This window comes from Candidatus Electrothrix sp., from assembly GCF_052785085.1.
The window spans coordinates 1-4,441 of the sequence record NZ_JALAAI010000195.1; the positions used below are offsets into that span (position 1 = coordinate 1).

Here is a 4,441-nt window from a genome sequence, read left to right on the forward strand (position 1 = left end):
TACTATCCTGGCGGGACAGTAAGAAAAAAAATGAAAATAAAAAAATCTGTGGTGCCAAGAACGAATTGCCAAAACACTTAACATGCTGATTTCAAAAGGATTATTTTCTCGGTATCGCAAAGTTGGGTTAACCCTTTTTTTATATGGCATAACGTCCATTGATGCTTAGTGTTGAACAGGTCATCAGGTACGAGTAGAAACTTCCCTCTACAGACAGGACAGCTTGGTTGTAGAGACAGGAAAAAACGAATACTTCCCCTTCCTTCTGGAACGGGACAACAATGTATAACAATGAAATTAATACGCTCAACAACAATCCTGGCTATACGTCATAAGGGCGAAGTGGTCATTGCAGGCGATGGTCAGGTCTCACTGGGACAGACCGTGATCAAGCATAATGCCCGCAAGGTCCGCAGACTGTATCATGATAAAGTGATTACAGGCTTTGCCGGTTCAACAGCAGACGCCTTTACCCTGTATGATCGGCTGGAAGAAAAACTGGAGCAGTTTAATGGCAATTTAATGCGTTCCTCGGTGGAGCTGGCCAAGGACTGGCGTACCGATAAAATGTTACGTCGTCTTGAGGCCATGATGATTGCTGTTGATAAAAAATCGTCCCTACTACTCTCTGGAAGCGGCGATGTGATAGAATCAGATAACGGCATTCTGGCCATTGGTTCAGGCGGTTCTTTTGCCCAGGCAGCTGCAACCGCCCTGATTGCCCATTCTGACCTTGATGCTGAATCCATTGCCCGAGAAGCAATGACTATTGCTGGGTCCATTTGTGTGTATACGAACCACAGTCTTATCGTGGAAAAGGTCTGAAACAGCGCATCAAAAACCAGATCACGTTCCTCTTCTCTCTGAGCAGGGGAAACAAAACATCTTAACAAATCCTCCAACCTTTTTGAAAAGTAATGAGTGAGTTGAATTCGTTAACCCCAAAGCAGACTGTCCATAGGCTTGACCAGTATATTATTGGTCAGGATGACGCAAAACGCTCCGTTGCCATTGCTCTGCGTAACCGCTGGCGCCGACAGCAGGTGCAGCCTCCTCTGCGTGAAGAGATTGCCCCAAAAAATATCATCATGATTGGTCCCACAGGTGTGGGAAAAACAGAGATAGCCCGAAGACTGGCCAATCTGGCCCAATCACCCTTTATTAAAGTCGAGGCCTCTAAATTTACCGAGGTCGGCTATGTGGGCCGTGATGTTGAATCAATGGTACGTGATCTCCTTCAACTTGCCATTAATATGGTGACTAAGGATGAGGAAGAAGGCGTGACTGCCAAGGCAGCAGTGGCAGCAGAAGAGCGACTCCTTGATCTCTTACTCCCTCCTGTCCCAAAGCAGGAAACAACTCCATCCGGGGCAGATGAGACAAGCAGGAAGAACGAACATGCTGATGTTATTCCCCTCTCCTATAACGATGCCTTTGGCGGTGAAACAGCCTCGCTGGCAAACGAGGAGCAAGGAAGCAAAAAACAAACTGACTCAGCAGAGAAAACCCGGGAAAAACTGCGGAGAATGCTCCACAGTGGTGAGTTGGATGATCGCACTGTTGAACTCAGTGTAACAACTCAAAAACCCCAGGGACCAGTTGTGGAAGTGTTTTCCTCCTCTGGAATGGAAGACATGCAGTCCTCTCTTCAGGATGCTTTTTCCAAAATTTTTCCAGGGCAAAAGCATGAGCGAAAACTAAAAGTTCCTGATGCACTGGAATACCTGAAAAAAGAAGAAGCACAGCGTCTGGTTGACCCAGAAAGTGTTACTGAAAAAGCCATTCGGAAAACCGAGCAGGCTGGCATTATTTTTCTGGATGAAATAGATAAAATCGCCTCAAGAAGCGGTTCTGGTTCCGGGTCCCCTGATGTATCACGAGAAGGGGTGCAACGTGATCTGCTGCCCATTGTTGAGGGATCCACCGTAACGACCAAGTATGGCCCTGTACGCACAGACCACATCCTCTTTATTGCCTCTGGTGCCTTTTATACTAATAAGCCCTCAGATCTTGCCCCGGAATTACAGGGACGCTTTCCTATCCGTGTTAATCTGAATCCTTTGGGAAAAGAAGAATTTTTTCGCATTCTCACAGAACCGGAAAATGCCTTGATCAAGCAATACACGGCCTTGATGGCGACCGAAGGAATAGAGCTGAAGTTTGAAGAAGAGGCTATTCAGGAAATGGCGAGAATCGCTGTGGAGGTCAACATGAAAACCGAAAATATCGGTGCGCGTCGTCTGCACACGGTTATGGAATGCGTTTTGGATGAACTGTCCTTTGATGCCACAGAGCGTGAGGATCGAACCTTTGTGGTGACATCGGAATATGTCCAGAAACAGCTGCTTGATATTTCTGACAATGAAGATCTGAGCAGATATATCCTCTAAGAAATTTGCCGGTACCGTAGTATCGTAGGGGCGAACCCCTGTGTTCGCCCTTTACATACCGGGCAGGCACAGTACCTGCCCCTACACCCCTACACCTTTGGAAACTACCTGTTACCTCCTCCCGCTTTCTCTCCTTCCTTACTTTCTTCTGGAGGTTCCTGATAATTCCGAGACTGCTGCTGACTTGTTTTACCAACAAGGGCATTTTTCAGATCTTGCGACAAAGCCTCATCACCAAGCATGCTCTGCATGAGTTTATCATCAACAATGGTTTGATTATGCGATTGCGAGAAATGACGTAATCGCCAGATAAACCAAAGCACAGCAACAACAAGCACTACTGTTAAGGAAATAAAAATCAGCCAGATCAAATCACCCATATTGCCTCCTCTTTTGCTTGTTTCTGCTCCATATCAGACGTCGTCCTTTTCTCCAGCCTCAAGCTTTGTAATCTTTTCCTTCAGCATAGCGATCAAACCGGAGAATTGCTTATCCCTCAGCACACTGCGGATCTGCTCCATATAATTTCGGATCAAACTGACACCCTCTATTATTATATCATACGCCATCCATGTATCTTCTTCCAGAAGCATGATATACGATACAGGAATAGTATTATTTTCACCGACAAGCAGCGTCTTGACCTCAGCCCGATCACGCCTGATACGCTGGTCTGTAAATTCAACTTTTTTATCTAAATATTCTCCAACCTTATTAATATAGACATATTGCAACAGATTGGTAAACAACCCGACAAACTGCTCCTTTTGTTTCGCATTTAGACTACGCCATTCCTTGCCCATCACTCTTTTAGACATTTCTTGAAAATCAAAGCGTTCCGAGACAATCTTTACAATCACATCAGACTGCTCAACTATTGGTCGTTTCGTAAACTCAGTATCCTTTAATAAGCTGACAACCTTCTCCACAACAGGCCTGAGCTGCTCTGTTGGGTCAGGAGTGGCTGCAGATACCTGAGTAACAACAGGGAGGATAAACAAACACAACAGCACTGCAAAAATACGTTGAAAAGTCTGCATAGTTTCACCTTAGGAAAATATATTATTCACATTATTCATCAACTTCGGAAACAGAGGTAGCCCAGCGCTGCCGACGATATTGATAAAAACCATCTCGAACCGCTATATACGGATCGAAACTCATCTCTTTCATTGCTTCATACTCGCCAAGGTGCAAAGAAAGATTATTCACTTCTTTGCCCAGATAAATAGTTACAGACTCTTCCCAACCTGCGGCCCAGGTATAGTACAACGGAGTCACTGAAAAACTATCCACAAGCTTGCCGGAAACATCGCGTAAGGTTGTCGGCCCCATAACAGGAACCATTAAAAAAATACCGTCTGGAACACCCCAATTATCCAGAGTCTGGCAAAAAGTCGCATTTGTTTTTTCAAATCCTAATTCAGCTGCTGGATCTCCAAGGCCACCAACACCACCAAGGGTATTAATAGCGAAGCGGGCCAGCAGATTGCCGGTATCAGCAAACCTTGCCTGTAACAAACTGTTGGCAGCGCGTATTGGTTCCAGCATATTGTAAAAAACATTTGCCACAGCACCCCGAATATCGGCAGGCAGAAGTTCGCTGTACCTTGTGGCAATAGGATTCAAAATCCATGTGAACGCATAATCGTTAAAGGTGAAAACAACCCGATTAACCTGCTCAAAGGGATCATTGACAGCATTTTCTTGAGTAGGTTCGTCATAAAATGCATCATCAAGAAAATCTACCTCATCATCAGCTGCATGGAGCAGGCCGCAATTTCCCCAAAAAAACAAGCCGACAAGGACAACGCGAAATATTCTTCCCATGAATCAATCGGCATATAATGCCGCCTCCCGCGCTTCCCCCTCAGTAATGAAGCCCTTGCACAGCAACTGACATCAGGACTGAAGCGTCGTAGAAGTAACCGTTCAGACCCCTCTCATTTTTTTTACGCAGCAAGAGGCAGAGGAGGCACATCCAGCCCCTGGCGCCGAGCCGTGATAACCTCAGCGAGATATTTCCACGGACAGGCGTTGCGCTTCCTACA

The 4,441-nt window shown here is 45.7% G+C and carries 5 protein-coding genes; 2 read left to right on the top strand and 3 right to left on the bottom strand.

The features are described 5' to 3' along the window. Positions 1-291: 291 nt before the first annotated feature. Both hslV and hslU read left to right on the top strand, forming a co-directional pair. The gene (gene hslV / locus L2082_RS18570; protein ID WP_446011142.1) at positions 292-825 is read left to right on the top strand and encodes an ATP-dependent protease subunit HslV; all 534 of its coding nucleotides are present in this window, start codon (positions 292-294) and stop codon (positions 823-825) included. A gap of 92 nt (positions 826-917) precedes the next feature. Beyond that, positions 918-2,390, top strand: a complete 1,473-nt coding sequence (hslU, locus tag L2082_RS18575) for an ATP-dependent protease ATPase subunit HslU (RefSeq protein ID WP_446011143.1) — start codon at positions 918-920, stop codon at positions 2,388-2,390. Positions 2,391-2,494: 104 nt separating this feature from the next. Here hslU and L2082_RS18580 read toward each other — a convergent pair whose 3' ends face one another. Genes L2082_RS18580 through L2082_RS18590 form a run of 3 tightly spaced genes read right to left on the bottom strand, consistent with a single transcriptional unit; the run spans position 2,495 to position 4,220 of the window. Further along, a complete protein-coding gene (locus L2082_RS18580) occupies positions 2,495-2,770 on the bottom strand; it encodes a hypothetical protein (protein ID WP_446011144.1) in 276 nt (91 codons plus the stop codon). A 33-nt stretch (positions 2,771-2,803) separates the two neighbouring features. Then, on the bottom strand, positions 2,804-3,430 hold the full coding sequence (locus L2082_RS18585; RefSeq protein WP_446012135.1) for an MlaC/ttg2D family ABC transporter substrate-binding protein: 627 nt from the start codon (positions 3,428-3,430) through the stop codon (positions 2,804-2,806). Positions 3,431-3,461: 31 nt separating this feature from the next. Further along, a complete protein-coding gene (locus L2082_RS18590; RefSeq protein ID WP_446012136.1) occupies positions 3,462-4,220 on the bottom strand; it encodes an MlaA family lipoprotein in 759 nt (252 codons plus the stop codon). Positions 4,221-4,441: the final 221 nt, after the last annotated feature.

Coding starts and splice junctions, on each gene's coding strand:
- hslV (WP_446011142.1), top strand. CDS start 292: ATGAAATTAATACGCTCAACAACAATCCTGGCTATACGTCATAAGGGC.
- hslU (WP_446011143.1), top strand. CDS start 918: ATGAGTGAGTTGAATTCGTTAACCCCAAAGCAGACTGTCCATAGGCTT.
- L2082_RS18580 (WP_446011144.1), bottom strand. CDS start 2,770: ATGGGTGATTTGATCTGGCTGATTTTTATTTCCTTAACAGTAGTGCTT.
- L2082_RS18585 (WP_446012135.1), bottom strand. CDS start 3,430: ATGCAGACTTTTCAACGTATTTTTGCAGTGCTGTTGTGTTTGTTTATC.
- L2082_RS18590 (WP_446012136.1), bottom strand. CDS start 4,220: ATGGGAAGAATATTTCGCGTTGTCCTTGTCGGCTTGTTTTTTTGGGGA.